This is a genomic window from Cupriavidus basilensis (assembly GCF_029335485.1).
Classification (GTDB): domain Bacteria; phylum Pseudomonadota; class Gammaproteobacteria; order Burkholderiales; family Burkholderiaceae; genus Cupriavidus; species Cupriavidus basilensis_E.
In genome coordinates this window covers 1-12,253 of the sequence record NZ_JARJLM010000676.1, presented here as the reverse complement: position 1 = coordinate 12,253, position 12,253 = coordinate 1, and the positions used below count along the sequence as shown (strand labels likewise).

9 protein-coding genes and 1 pseudogene are annotated in these 12,253 nt (G+C 67.6%); 4 read left to right on the top strand and 6 right to left on the bottom strand.

Features of this window, described 5'->3' with window-relative positions:
- The first annotated feature begins 6 nt into the window (after positions 1–6).
- Entirely contained in the window at positions 7–1,224 is a 1,218-nt protein-coding gene (gspF, locus tag P3W85_RS41465; protein ID WP_017229911.1) for a type II secretion system inner membrane protein GspF, read from the top strand.
- A gap of 1,252 nt (positions 1,225–2,476) precedes the next feature.
- On the opposite strand, the pseudogene P3W85_RS45735 reads toward gspF, so the two are convergent.
- Positions 2,477–3,268 (bottom strand): annotated as a pseudogene (locus P3W85_RS45735) (NYN domain-containing protein); the annotation flags it as partial.
- A 328-nt stretch (positions 3,269–3,596) separates the two neighbouring features.
- On the opposite strand from P3W85_RS45735, the gene P3W85_RS41455 reads away from it, so the two are divergent.
- A complete protein-coding gene (locus P3W85_RS41455; protein ID WP_276269093.1) occupies positions 3,597–7,190 on the top strand; it encodes an indolepyruvate ferredoxin oxidoreductase family protein in 3,594 nt (1,197 codons plus the stop codon).
- A gap of 194 nt (positions 7,191–7,384) precedes the next feature.
- Here P3W85_RS41455 and P3W85_RS41450 read toward each other — a convergent pair whose 3' ends face one another.
- The 5 genes from P3W85_RS41450 to P3W85_RS41430 form a co-directional block, all read right to left on the bottom strand.
- Entirely contained in the window at positions 7,385–7,840 is a 456-nt protein-coding gene (locus P3W85_RS41450; RefSeq protein ID WP_017224482.1) for a hypothetical protein, read from the bottom strand.
- The gene (locus P3W85_RS41445) at positions 7,837–8,424 is read right to left on the bottom strand and encodes a DUF4166 domain-containing protein (RefSeq protein ID WP_276269092.1); all 588 of its coding nucleotides are present in this window, start codon (positions 8,422–8,424) and stop codon (positions 7,837–7,839) included. The genes P3W85_RS41450 and P3W85_RS41445 overlap by 4 nt, the downstream gene beginning before the upstream one ends.
- Positions 8,421–9,929, bottom strand: a complete 1,509-nt coding sequence (locus P3W85_RS41440; RefSeq protein WP_276269091.1) for a TIGR01777 family oxidoreductase — start codon at positions 9,927–9,929, stop codon at positions 8,421–8,423. Before P3W85_RS41440 ends, P3W85_RS41445 begins: the two co-directional genes overlap by 4 nt.
- 93 nt (positions 9,930–10,022) lie before the next feature.
- Positions 10,023–10,571, bottom strand: a complete 549-nt coding sequence (locus P3W85_RS41435; RefSeq protein ID WP_035812258.1) for a GbsR/MarR family transcriptional regulator — start codon at positions 10,569–10,571, stop codon at positions 10,023–10,025.
- 64 nt (positions 10,572–10,635) lie between these two features.
- Positions 10,636–11,250, bottom strand: coding sequence for an HD domain-containing protein (locus P3W85_RS41430; protein ID WP_276269090.1), 615 nt, complete (start codon positions 11,248–11,250; stop codon positions 10,636–10,638).
- A gap of 129 nt (positions 11,251–11,379) precedes the next feature.
- On the opposite strand from P3W85_RS41430, the gene P3W85_RS41425 reads away from it, so the two are divergent.
- Both P3W85_RS41425 and P3W85_RS41420 read left to right on the top strand, forming a co-directional pair.
- The gene (locus P3W85_RS41425; protein WP_035812260.1) at positions 11,380–11,799 is read left to right on the top strand and encodes a GNAT family acetyltransferase; all 420 of its coding nucleotides are present in this window, start codon (positions 11,380–11,382) and stop codon (positions 11,797–11,799) included.
- A gap of 30 nt (positions 11,800–11,829) precedes the next feature.
- Entirely contained in the window at positions 11,830–12,240 is a 411-nt protein-coding gene (locus P3W85_RS41420) for a VOC family protein (RefSeq protein ID WP_276269089.1), read from the top strand.
- Positions 12,241–12,253: the final 13 nt, after the last annotated feature.

Genomic DNA, 12,253 nt, shown 5'->3' with positions numbered 1-12,253 from the left:
CCGCTCATGCCAGCCTATCGCTATGAAGCCGTTGACGCCGCCGGCAAGACCGACCGCGGGGTCATCGAAGCCGACAGTCCCAAGCAGGCCCGCGGCCAGTTGCGCTCGCGCGGCCTGACGCCGCTCAACGTCGATCCGCTGGCCGGTGTCGGCGGCGTGCAGAAAAGCAGCACCGCCGCCTTCGTGCGCCGTCTCTCCAGCCAGGAGCAATCGCTGTTCACGCGCCAGCTCGCCAGCCTGATCGTGGCCGGCCTGCCGCTCGACGAAGCGCTGGCGGCGCTGGCCGACCAGGCCGAGCGCAGCTATGTGCACGAACTGCTGGCCGGCATCCGCGCCGACGTGGTGGGCGGCAGCTCGCTGTCGGTGGCGCTGTTGCAGCACCCGCGCGATTTCCCCGATATCTACCGCGCGCTGGTGTCCGCCGGCGAGCACTCCGGCCACCTCGGCCTGGTGCTGGAAAAGCTGGCCGACTATATCGAGACGCGCAATACGCTGACCGCCAAGATCCGCCTGGCCTTCACCTACCCCGCCATCGTCACCGTGGTGGCCTTCGCCATCGTGATCTTCCTGCTGTCCTATGTGGTGCCGCAGGTGGTGAGCGTGTTCGCCAACACCAAGCAGAAGCTGCCGACGCTGACCATCATCATGCTGGCGCTGTCGGACTTCGTGCGCAACTGGTGGTGGGCGGCGCTGGGCGTGATCGTGGCTGTGAGCCTGGGGATACGCAGCCTGCTGCGGCAGCCCGGCGTGCGGCTGGAATGGCACCGCTGGCTGCTGACCGCGCCACTGGTCGGCAAGCTGATCCGCGGCTACAACACCGCCCGCTTCGCCAGCACGCTCGCCATCCTGGTGTCGGCCGGCGTACCCATCCTGCGCAGCCTGCAGGCGGCCGGCGAGACACTGACCAACCAGGCGCTCAAGGCCAATGTGGACGACGCCACCACGCGCGTACGCGAAGGCGCCTCGCTGGCGCGCGCGCTGGCGGCGCAGAACCAGTTCCCGCCGGTGCTGGTACACCTGATCCGCTCCGGCGAAGCCACCGGCAACCTGCCGGTCATGCTGGAACGGGCGGCAACGGGCGAAGGCCAGGAACTGGAGCGCCGCACGATGTTCCTGACCAGCCTGCTGGAGCCCCTGCTGATCCTCAGCATGGGCGTGGTGGTGCTGCTGATCGTGCTGGCGGTGCTGATGCCGATCATCGAGATCAACCAACTGGTGCGGTAGCGCGGAAAAAGAATCCGCATTGTCCGGCGCGGCGCATTTGAAGCGCCCGCCCTCTCCCGCAAACGGGGGAGGAGAGCAAGCCGGCGGCAGCATGACCTTGTCCGCACCAAACTGAAACGGCGCCCGAAGGCGCCGTTTTTTCTACTGTCTACCACGCACCAGCCGAGGTGCCCTCTGCCTATTCAGCAGCCTTGGCCGTCTTCTTCGGCGCGCGCTTGCCAGGTGCAGCGGCGGCCGCCTTCTTGGCGGGCGCGGCCGCTTTCTTGGCGGGCGCGGCCTTCTTCGCCGGCGCCGCCTTCTTGGCAGGCGCGGCAGCCTTCTTGGCAGCAGGTGCGGCAGCCTTCTTGGCCGGAGCCTTGGCCTTGGCCTTGGCTTTCGGCTTCGCCTCGATTTCCGGCTCTACCGCATCGACCGCTTCGACGACCTCGACAGCTTCGACCACCTCGGTCGTGGGGACTACCTCAGCCACCTCGACCGGCTCGGCGACCACGACCACTTCAACCAGCTCGACCTCTTCGACCTCTTCAATTGCCTCCACCACCGGAGCGATCACCGTCGCGGATGGCGCCACGAAGATCGAGCGGTCGATCGGCCACGGCGTCTCGCTCAGCGTGACCTCGGGCTTGGGCGGCCTGCTGCGGCGGCGCGCTGCGTTGGTCGCGCCAGCATCGGCATCAACCTGCTGCTCGTCCACCTGCTCTGCATCATCGAAAGGCTCCTGCACCCGCTCGAGGGCATCCAGCGGATCGACCACGAACGAAGGCACGGTTTCACTTGCCGGAGCCTGGAAAACGTGTTCAGGCACCGGTGCGGGCAGGACGGGCAGCGCAGGCTGCTGCGCCGGCATCGGCCGCGATCCGTGCGGCTGCTGGGAGGCATGGCGATCGCCGCCTTGACGGCCGTCGCCGCGCCGGTTGTCGCCACGACGGCTTTCGCGCCGCTCGCGGCCTTCGCGGTTCTCGCCCTGGCGGTTCTCGCCCTGGCGGTTCTCGCCCTGGCGGTTCTCGCCCTGACGGCTTTCGCCCTGGCGGCCCTCGCCCTGGCGGCTTTCGCCCTGGCGGCTTTCGCCCTGACGGCTTTCGCCCTGGCGGCCCTCGCCCTGGCGGCCCTCGCCCTGGCGGCTCTCGCCCTGGCGGCTCTCGCCCTGGCGGCTCTCGCCCTGGCGGCCCTCGCCCTGGCGGCTTTCGCCCTGGCGGCTTTCGCCCTGGCGGCTTTCGCCCTGGCGGCTTTCGCCCTGGCGATGCTCAACCGGACGGCTCTCGCCCTCGCCCGACTTCGCGCGGCGCTTCAGGCGCACCCACAGCGTCTTGTTGTTGCCGCCGTTGCGGGTCTCGACTTCGAACAGGCCGGTCGCGGCCACCAGTTCGGAGAGCTTGCCGTAGCCGTAGTTGCGCGAGTCGAATTCCGGCGCCTGCTTGGCGATATGGTTGCCCATGCCGCCGAGCGTGGACCAGCCCTCTTCGTCCGAGACGGCCTGCGAGGCACTTTGCAGCAGGCGCACCAGGCGCGAGTCCTGGCGCAGTTCGCCGCTGTTGCGCTTGCGCGCCGGGGCGGCGGCGCCGTCGGATTCCGCATCGGCGTCGGCATCGCTGTCCGCGCGCAGCACGTCGGCGAAGATGAACTTGTCGCAGGCGGTGACAAAGGGCTTGGGCGTCTTGCGCTCGCCGAAGCCATACACGGTCAGGCCCTGCTCGCGGATGCGCGAGGCCAGGCGGGTGAAGTCGCTGTCGCTGGAGACGATGCAGAAGCCGTCGAAACGCCCGGTGTAGAGCAGGTCCATCGCGTCGATGATCATCGCGCTGTCGGTGGCGTTCTTGCCTACCGTGTAGCGGAACTGCTGGATCGGCTGGATGGAATGCGAGAGCAGTCGCTCCTTCCAGCTGGCCAGGTTGGGCTTGGTCCAGTCGCCGTAGATGCGCTTGACGGCGGCCACGCCGTATTTGGCGACTTCGGCCAGCAGGCCTTCGACGATGGCGGGCGCCGCGTTGTCGGCGTCGATCAGCACGGCCAGGGTCGCTGTGCCCTGGCGGGAAGAAATGGTCATGTTGGGGTCCTGGAGGCCGGATTGACCTCGGGTGGGGCGGGTTGCACCGCGGCGGCATCCCTTGGGATATGGCGCACGGTCCGCATCTGCCCGGTCGTTGTGCAAACTGTTTGCATCGCAGTGTACACGGGTAGCCGTGTCCATACGGGAAAGCACGCCTGCGGCGGGCGCATTTTTTGCTGCATCGCAAGGTGCCGCCCCTTCGGGGGCGGTGCTACCATGCGCCAACGAGACACGGTCGTCTTCCCCTTCACAAGAGGTGCTGGACGATCGCCCACAACTGAAGTGAGTCGGCGATCCCGACTGCATGCCCCATCGAGGAGCACCTATGAATGCCCCACTGGCCCCTCCGGTCAGCGACGCCATCCGCCGCGCGCTCGCAAACGTTTCCCTGGAAGACAAATACACGCTCGAACGCGGCCGCATTTATATCAGCGGCACGCAGGCGCTGGTACGCCTGCCGATGCTCCAGCGCGAGCGCGACCGCGCCGCCGGCCTCAATACCGCGGGCTTTATCTCGGGCTATCGCGGCTCGCCGCTGGGTGCGCTGGACCAGTCGCTGTGGAAAGCCAAGCAGCACCTGGCCGCGCACGACATCGTGTTCCAGGCGGGGTTGAATGAAGACCTGGCCGCCACCTCCGTATGGGGCTCGCAGCAGGTCAATATGTATCCGGACGCCAGGTTCGACGGCGTGTTCGGCATGTGGTACGGCAAGGGCCCGGGCGTGGACCGCACCGGCGACGTCTTCAAGCACGCCAACTCGGCCGGCTCGTCCAGGCATGGCGGCGTGCTGGTGCTCGCGGGCGACGACCACGCGGCCAAATCCTCCACGCTGGCACACCAGTCCGAACATATCTTCAAGGCTTGCGGGCTGCCGGTGCTTTATCCCTCCAACGTGCAGGAATACCTCGACTACGGCCTGCACGGCTGGGCCATGAGCCGTTACTCGGGATTGTGGGTGGCCATGAAGTGCGTGACCGACGTGGTGGAGTCGTCGGCCTCGGTGGAGCTCGATCCGCATCGCGTGGAAATCGTGCTGCCGCAGGATTTCATGCTGCCGCCGGGCGGCCTCAATATCCGCTGGCCCGATCCGCCGCTGGAGCAGGAAGCGCGCCTGCTCGACTACAAGTGGTACGCCGGCCTGGCCTACGTGCGCGCCAACAAGATCGACCGCATCGAGATCGATTCGCCGCACGCGCGCTTCGGCATCATGACCGGCGGCAAGGCCTATCTCGACACGCGCCAGGCGCTGGCCAACCTGGGGCTGGACGACGAGACCTGCGCGCGCATCGGCATCCGCCTGTACAAGGTGGGCTGCGTGTGGCCGCTCGAAGCGCACGGCGCGCGCGCCTTTGCCGAGGGCCTGCAGGAAATCCTGGTGGTCGAGGAAAAGCGCCAGATCATGGAGTACGCGCTCAAGGAAGAGCTCTACAACTGGCGCGACGACGTGCGCCCCAGGGTCTACGGCAAGTTCGACGAAAAGGACAACGCGGGCGGCGAATGGTCGATCCCGCAGAGCAACTGGCTGCTGCCGGCGCACTATGAACTGTCGCCCGCCATCATCGCCCGCGCCATCGCCACGCGGCTCGACAAGTTCGAGCTGCCATCGGACGTGCGTGCCCGCATTGCCGCGCGCATCGCGGTGATCGAGGCCAAGGAAAAAGCCATGGCCGTGCCGCGCGTGGCGGCCGAGCGCAAGCCCTGGTTCTGCTCGGGCTGCCCGCACAACACCTCCACCAACGTGCCCGAAGGCTCGCGCGCGCTGGCCGGCATCGGCTGCCACTACATGACGGTGTGGATGGACCGCAGCACCAGCACCTTCAGCCAGATGGGCGGCGAAGGCGTGGCGTGGATCGGGCAGGCGCCCTTCGCCGGCGACAAGCATGTGTTCGCCAACCTGGGCGACGGCACCTACTTCCACTCCGGCCTGCTGGCGATCCGCGCGTCGATCGCGGCGGGCGTCAACATCACCTACAAGATCCTCTACAACGACGCGGTCGCCATGACCGGCGGCCAGCCCATCGACGGCAAGCTGTCGGTGCAGGACGTGGCTTTCCAGGTAGCGGCCGAAGGCGCAAAGAAGATCGTCATCGTCACCGACGAGCCGGAAAAATACAGCGCGGCGATCAAGCTGCCCCAGGGCGTGGACGTGCATCACCGCGACCAGCTCGACCGGATCCAGCGCGAGCTGCGCGAAGTGCCCGGCGCCACCATCCTGATCTACGACCAGACCTGCGCCACCGAGAAGCGCCGCCGCCGCAAGCGCGGCACCTATCCCGATCCGGCCAAGCGTGCCTTCATCAACGACGCCGTGTGCGAAGGCTGCGGCGATTGCTCGGTGAAGTCCAACTGCCTGTCGGTGGAACCGCTGGAAACCGAGCTTGGCACCAAGCGCCAGATCAACCAGTCGTCGTGCAACAAGGACTTTTCCTGCGTCAACGGCTTCTGCCCGAGCTTCATCACGGCCGAAGGCGCGCAGGTGAAGAAGCCCGAGCGCCACGGCGTATCGATGGACGACCTGCCCGCGCTGCCGGCGCCGGCGCTGCCATCGCTCGACCATCCATATGGCGTGCTCGTCACCGGTGTGGGCGGCACCGGCGTGGTGACCATCGGCGGCCTGCTCGGCATGGCCGCGCACCTGGAGGACAAGGGCGTGACCGTGCTCGACATGGCGGGCCTGGCGCAGAAAGGCGGCGCGGTGCTATCGCACGTGCAGATCGCCGCACGCCCCGACCAGCTCCACGCCACCCGCATCGCCATGGGCGAGGCGGACCTGGTGATCGGCTGCGACGCCATCGTCAGCGCCACCGACGATGTCATCTCCAAGACCCAGGTGGGCCGCACGCGCGCCATCGTCAACACCGCGCAAACGCCCACGGCGGAGTTCATCAAGAATCCCAAGTGGCAGTTCCCGGGCCTGTCGGCCGAGCACGACGTACGCAATGCGGTGGGCGAAGCCTGCGACTTCATCAACGCCAGCGGCCTGGCCGTGGCGCTGCTGGGCGACACCATCTACACCAACCCGCTGGTGCTGGGCTACGCCTGGCAAAAGGGCTGGCTGCCACTGACGCTGGATGCGCTGGTGCGCGCCATCGAACTCAACGGCGTGGCGGTGGAGAAGAACAAGGCGGCATTCGACTGGGGCCGCCATATGGCGCATGACCCGGAACACGTGCTGTCGCTGACCGGCAAGCTCAAGAGCAGTGCCGAAGGCGCCGAAGTGGTCAAGCTGCCCACCTCCTCGGGCGCCCTGCTGGAGAAGCTGATCGCCGGCCGGGCCGAACACCTGACCGCCTACCAGGACGCCGCCTACGCGCAGACCTTCCGCGACGCCGTGAACCGCGTGCGCACGGCGGAAGGCGCGCTGGTCGGCAGTGGCAAGCCGCTGCCGCTGACCGAGGCGGCGGCGCGCAACCTGTCCAAGCTGATGGCCTACAAGGACGAGTACGAAGTCGCGCGGCTCTACACCGACCCGGTCTTCCTCGACAAGCTGCGCAACCAGTTCGAAGGCGAACCCGGCCGCGACTACCAGCTCAACTTCTGGCTGGCGCCGCCGCTGTTCTCGAAACGCGACGAGAAAGGGCATCTGGTGAAGCGCCGCTTCGGCCCTTCCACCATGAAGCTGTTCGGCGTGCTGGCCAGGCTGAAGGGCCTGCGCGGCGGCGTGCTCGATGTGTTCGGCAAGACGGCCGAGCGCCGCACCGAGCGTGCGCTGATCGGCGAGTATCGTGCCTTGCTGGATGAGCTGGCAAGCGGGCTGAACGCGGCCAATCACGCAACGGCGATTACGCTGGCCAGCCTGCCCGACGATATCCGCGGCTTCGGGCACGTCAAGGAAGGCAACCTGGCAAAGGTGCGCACGCGCTGGGCGGCGCTGCTGCAGCAGTTCCGTCATCCGGAGACGGCGCAGCAGGTGGCTTGAGGCGGAGGGTGAAACCGGGGGAGCAAACCTGGAGGCACAAAACGAAGCCGCCAGGATGCGCAGGAACCATTTGGAATGACGACGGTGTTTACCCCTCTCCCCTCAGGGAGAGGGGTGGCTTGGCTAGAAGCCACAAGAACCGAAGCCAGCGGTCTTGTCCAACACGCCGGCATCCGAAACGCCCCCCACCACCGTTACCGCGCCACCCTGGCCGCGTCCCAAGCCCCCCGGTACTTCAGCGCGAACAACGTCATCCCCCAGAACGGCACCCACCAGGCCAGATCGCTGCACAGCACGAACAAGCCGCTGCGCCATGCGAAGACGCCGGTCAGTGCGCCATGCAAGAAGCCCAGCGGTCCCAGCGTCTTGCCCACCAGTCCCACCAGCACCAGCGGCCAGTAGCGCAGCATATCCTGCGCCGCGATCCAGTAGCCTAGCGCGTAGACGCCCACCATCATGCCGATGCAGCGGATCATGGCGTCGGGCGTGGCCGGCATGCCCAGCCAGTCGAAGATCTGCGACGGCCACAGGCTCAGCGCCATCGCATAGAGCAGGTTATATAGCGCGGCCAGCCGCAGTGCGGCGGGCATCCACGCCGGCACGCGAGGCAGGTTGACGGACGCATTGCGCCCGGCCAGATCGGACTTCATTCGACATTCTCCAGGTAAGTATCAGGTTCGCGGATAGCCAGCACGCCGTCATAGCGCAGCAGGTAACCCAGGCGCGGCGCCCATATGCGCACGTCGCAGCGATAGCGGTCTCGATCCAGGGCGCGTTCGCTGGCCAGCACGTGCAGCCACGGCACGGTGAGGCCGAACAGGCTGACGCTGCGGCTGGCCTGCCGCAGCCGGCCGGCGCCGTCTACGCGCGTTGCCAGTACGATCGCCAGCGGCCCCATGCGCTCCGTCACCTGACCGGGCCGCGCCTGCCGCATGCGGCTCGCCACGATGCACCCGCCGATGCTGCGGTGCCAGCGCTCGCCGGCGGGCTCCGACGCGATGGTCACAAGGCACGCCGCCGCCGCCGCGGGCCGCGGCAGCGCCGACAGCCGCATCAGCACGCGCAGCCAGCGCCGCGTACTCCAGCGCACGCGCAGCGCGCCGCGCAGATGCACGCCCTCGGCACGATGCAAGCGCCGCAGCACCGGCGGCAGGCTGGCAAAGGCGGCACCCAGCATGGTCCCGTACAGGCTTGGCGGGCCGGCGGCCGTGCCGGACGCGGCGAACGTGTTCATGAGCCCGCCCGCCCGTTGCCGAGCAGATCCTCCAGCGCCAGTTGCAGGCTCGGGAAGCGGAAGTCATAGCCTTCCTGCTGCAGGCGCGCCGGCGCCACGCGCAGCCCGTCGAGCAGCAGCGTGGCCTGCTCGCCCAGCGCCAGGCGCATGGGCCAGGCCGGTGTCGGCATCCAGGCCGGGCGGCGCAGCAGCGCCGCGGCGGTGCGGACAAGGCCGGCCTGGGTAGGGATCTCCGGCGCCACCAGGTTGTAGGTGGCGACGGCACCCGCGGTGGCCGGCGCCGCGCCGCGGCATAGCCAGGCGATCACGCCGAGCACATCGTCGAGGTGAATCCAGCTCTGCGCCTGGCGGCCGCTGCCCATCGGCCCGCCGAAACCCAGCCGCACCGGCATCAGCATGGCCGGCAGCGCGCCCTGGTGGCCGTAGACCACCCCCAGGCGCAGGACGGCTAGCGGAATGCCGAGCGCGGCCACGGCGTGCGCCGCCTGCTCCCACTGCTGGCACAGTTGCGAGACGAAGATATCCTGCGGCGCGCTGGCCTCGGTACACCGGCGCGTGTCGTCGTCGGCCTGGATGCCGTAGTAACCCACGGCAGATCCATTGATCAGCAGGCGCGGCCGGTGCGCTGCCGCCGCGAGCCAGGCGGCCAGCGCGCGGGTGGTGCCGGCGCGGCTCTCCACCAGGCCGCGCTTGCGCGCGGCGCTCCAGCGCGAGCCCAGGATGGGCGCGCCAGCCAGGTTGACCACCACATCGAAGCGGCTCGACGGGTCGAGCTCCGCCAGCGAGCCGACGCATGCCGCACGGCCATCGAACAACTGCGCGGCCACGCGCGGGTTGCGCGCCCAGATGGTGACGCGATGGCCGTCGGCCAGCAGCGCGCGCACCAGGGCCTGGCCGATGAAACCGGTGCCGCCGGTCAGCAGGAAGGATTGCACGCGCCGGGCCGGATCGCTGCCGGCAAAGTCGAACGAGGGCGCCGCGCCGGCACGGGCGGCAAGCGCACGGCTCGCCAGTGCATCGCGCACGCCGGACGCCGCCACGCCCAGCGCGAACACGCTCAGCACCCAGCTCTGCCAGCCTTTCGGATTGAAATGCAGACCGGCCGGCAATTGCCACCATGCCTGCGAATGCCAGGCCAGCAAGCCGAAGATCACGCCGCCGTTGATGGCCAGCACGGTATGCGTCACGCGCTCGCTCGGCGGCAGGCTGCGGGTCTGGTCTTCCACCACGAAGTCCCGCAGCGTCAGCAGGATCTCGACGCCGACGATGGCCCACAGCGGCACCAGCCACGCGCCACCCCAGGCAAACCACGCCAGGCCACCGAACAGCACGCCGTACAGCAGTGCCCGGATGGCATGCAGGCGCAGTTCCGGCGCGGCATTGTGCTGCTGCGGCAGCGCGCAGCGCAGTTCGTGGTGCCAGACCGTATCGAAGGCGCCCATCAATCCCTGCACGATCAGCAGGTTGAGGATGACGGTATGGAGCGTGCCGCTGGTTGGGTCCATCTCAAGCATCCTTATTTACATTCATTTCTGTTAAGAGAGAAACTCAAGGTCAAAAAAAGCGGCCACCTCGGCGGCCTGCTTTTCGTGGCTGCGCTATTTGCCGGCTTCGCGCGCGCGCTGGTCGCCGCGCACCAGCTTCTGGATGCGCGCGCCCAGCTTCATCACCTTGACCAGGGTGTCGGGCGACAGGCGCAGCATTTCGTCGCCCCAGCTGCCAAGCGTTTCCATCAGCTGCAGGGTGGCGACGATGCGCTTCTGCACTTCCTTGCTTTCCCTGGCGAAGGCGGGATTGTTCACGCATTCGTGCAGGGCATCGATGGTGGGATCGAACTCGCGCTGCTTGCGCTCGCGCACCACGGTGCGGAACAGTTCCCACACATCGGTGACGGTCTCGAAGTGATCGCGCCGGTCGCCCATCATGTGCACGGTGCGGATCAGCTTCCAGTTCTGCAGCTCCTTCAGGCTGTTGCTGACATTGGAGCGCGCGACGTTGAGCGTGTCGGCGATTTCCTCGGCCGGCAGCGGGTGCTCGGCAAGGAATAGCAGGGCGTGAATCTGCGCGACGGTGCGATTGACGCCCCACTTCGAGCCCATTTCGCCCCAGTGCAGGACGAAGCGCTGTGCGACCGGTTGTAGTTCCATGCCTGACAGTTTATCCATTCTGAAATTTCCGTCAAGACAGAAATTAGGATTCCGGCAGGCAGGCTCAGGCAGGCTGCGACAGCGTGCTCTCGTTTTCCTTCACGTACATGGAGTTGCGCGGACGCGCGAACACGCGCCGCACCATCGGCTCGAAGAACGACAGCGGCAGCGTGTCGTAGTCCTGCATGAACGCCGCGCCGTCGTACCTGGCGCAGAATTCCACGGTACGCGCGAACAGCTCCGGCTGGTCGCGGAATTGCTCGCGCAGGTTGCGGTCGAGGCCCAGGTGATGGAAGAAGTAGTAGCCCTGGAACACGCCGTGTTTCTCGACCATCCACAGGTTCTCGGCGCTGACGAAGGGCTTGAGGATAGCGGCCGCGATGTCGGGATGGTTGAAGGTACCGAGCGTGTCGCCGATATCGTGCAGCAGAGCGCACACCACGTACTCCTCGTCGCGCCCGTCGCGGTGGGCGAGCGTGGCGGTCTGCAGGCTATGGGTCAGGCGGTCGATGGGAAAGCCGCCGTAGTCGCCGTCGAGCAGCCTGAGGTGATCGAGCACGCGGTCGGCCAGCGCCTGCGCGTAGGGCATGAAGTCGGCGGATATCGCGGCCCAGTCTTCGCGCGTGCCTTGTTCCATGTGACTGAAGGTGGCACGGGCGTGCGTGGTCGTTTCGCTCATCTGGGGGGTCTCCGTGCAGGATGATCCTGCTTGTTTTGATTGTGACGAGCAATGATTCTGGCACAGGATTCGCGGCTACACTGTCAAGGAATTAACAATGCGGCCGCATTGCGCGGCGCATCGACCCGCATGCAGATCCGCCCTTACCTGGCCGCCGACGAAGCCGCCATCATCGATCTCTGGCAAGCCTGCGGCCTGACCCGGCCCTGGAACGACCCGAAGAAGGACATCGCCCGCAAGCTCACCGAACAGCCCGAGCTGTTCCTGGTGGGAGACGTGGACGGCCGCCCGATGGCGTCGGCCATGGTCGGCTTCGACGGCCATCGCGGCTGGGTCTATTACCTGGCCGTGCATCCCGACCACCAGCGCCGCGCCCATGGCCGCCGCCTGATGGCGCACGCCGAGCAGTTGCTGATCGAGCGCGGCTGCCCCAAGATCAACCTGATGGTGCGCACCGGCAACAGCAAGGTGATCGACTTCTACCGCAGCCTCGGGTACGCGCAGGACGAGGCGGTCAGCCTGGGCAAGCGGCTGATTCCGGATCTGTAGCGCCGCGGCGCGGGCGCCAGGAGATAGGTCATGTTCCACATCCTCGGCATCGATCACCTGGTCCTGCGTACCGGCAACGTGACGGCGCTCATGCGCTTCTACGTGGACGTGCTTGGCTGCAGCGTCGAACGCGTGCAGCCGGCCTTCGGCCTGATCCAGTTGCGCGCGGGCAGCAGCCTGATCGACCTGGTTGCGCTGGACGGCCCGCTCGGGCGCGCCGGCGGCGCCGGCCCGGGGCCGGAGGGCCGCAACCTCGACCACTTCTGCCTGCGCCTCGACCCCTTCGACGCCGGGCGCCTGTGCGCCCACCTGCGCGCGCACGGGGTGGAGCCGGGACCGGTGGAGATGCGCTTTGGCGCCGAGGGCAGGGGCCCGTCGATCTATGTGCACGACCCCGATGGCAATGTCGTGGAACTGAAAGGGCCGCCCAAAATCATGTGACGCAAGATGGGCA

Excerpts from the sequence above, each read along its gene's own strand:
- gspF (WP_017229911.1), top strand. The coding sequence starts at position 7 with ATGCCAGCCTATCGCTATGAAGCCGTTGACGCCGCCGGCAAGACCGAC.
- P3W85_RS41455 (WP_276269093.1), top strand. The coding sequence starts at position 3,597 with ATGAATGCCCCACTGGCCCCTCCGGTCAGCGACGCCATCCGCCGCGCG.
- P3W85_RS41450 (WP_017224482.1), bottom strand. The coding sequence starts at position 7,840 with ATGAAGTCCGATCTGGCCGGGCGCAATGCGTCCGTCAACCTGCCTCGC.
- P3W85_RS41445 (WP_276269092.1), bottom strand. The coding sequence starts at position 8,424 with ATGAACACGTTCGCCGCGTCCGGCACGGCCGCCGGCCCGCCAAGCCTG.
- P3W85_RS41440 (WP_276269091.1), bottom strand. The coding sequence starts at position 9,929 with ATGGACCCAACCAGCGGCACGCTCCATACCGTCATCCTCAACCTGCTG.
- P3W85_RS41435 (WP_035812258.1), bottom strand. The coding sequence starts at position 10,571 with ATGGAACTACAACCGGTCGCACAGCGCTTCGTCCTGCACTGGGGCGAA.
- P3W85_RS41430 (WP_276269090.1), bottom strand. The coding sequence starts at position 11,250 with ATGAGCGAAACGACCACGCACGCCCGTGCCACCTTCAGTCACATGGAA.
- P3W85_RS41425 (WP_035812260.1), top strand. The coding sequence starts at position 11,380 with ATGCAGATCCGCCCTTACCTGGCCGCCGACGAAGCCGCCATCATCGAT.
- P3W85_RS41420 (WP_276269089.1), top strand. The coding sequence starts at position 11,830 with ATGTTCCACATCCTCGGCATCGATCACCTGGTCCTGCGTACCGGCAAC.